The 450-nt window shown below is 70.4% G+C and carries 1 protein-coding gene; it reads right to left on the bottom strand.

Annotated features, from left to right (window positions below):
• Window positions 1–328, bottom strand: a 328-nt coding sequence (locus tag KGQ19_RS48885) for a hypothetical protein (RefSeq protein ID WP_212022514.1), incomplete at its 3' end; no start/stop codon positions are given.
• Window positions 329–450: the final 122 nt, after the last annotated feature.

The following is a 450-nucleotide window of genomic DNA, read 5'->3' as shown; positions in this document are numbered from 1 at the left end:
CCTTGACCTTCACCGGCCCGGCCGCATCGCGCACGATAGCCAAGATCCGCTGGTAGTCCGGCGGCAGCGCCTCGGCGTCGAGGCTGCCGACACGGGCCGGGATCAGCAGCACCGACCGGCCGCCCACCTGCGCCTCCGGCGGCGCGGGCGCCGGCGACAAGTACTCACCGAAACCCTGCTCGCTGATCCGCTGCACGACGCGCTCAGCCACCACAAGTTCGGCACGCTCGACGCGCACGTCGGCCAGCCGCTTGGCCAGCTCCTCTTCCAGGAGATCCAGCTCGGCACGCCGAGCGGCGATCCGGCCCAGCATCACGGAATCCGTCATAACGACCGAGCGTAGAAACAGCACCACGCCCCGCGACCCCGAAACGGCGGAACGGCGGAACGGCGGAACGGCGGAACGGCGGAACGATCGAGACCACGGACAGCCGCCCACGACCAGCACGA

Origin of the sequence: Catenulispora pinistramenti, assembly GCF_018274385.1 — a bacterium.
GTDB lineage: Bacteria > Actinomycetota > Actinomycetes > Streptomycetales > Catenulisporaceae > Catenulispora > Catenulispora pinistramenti.
This window is presented reverse-complemented; position numbering and strand designations above follow the sequence as displayed.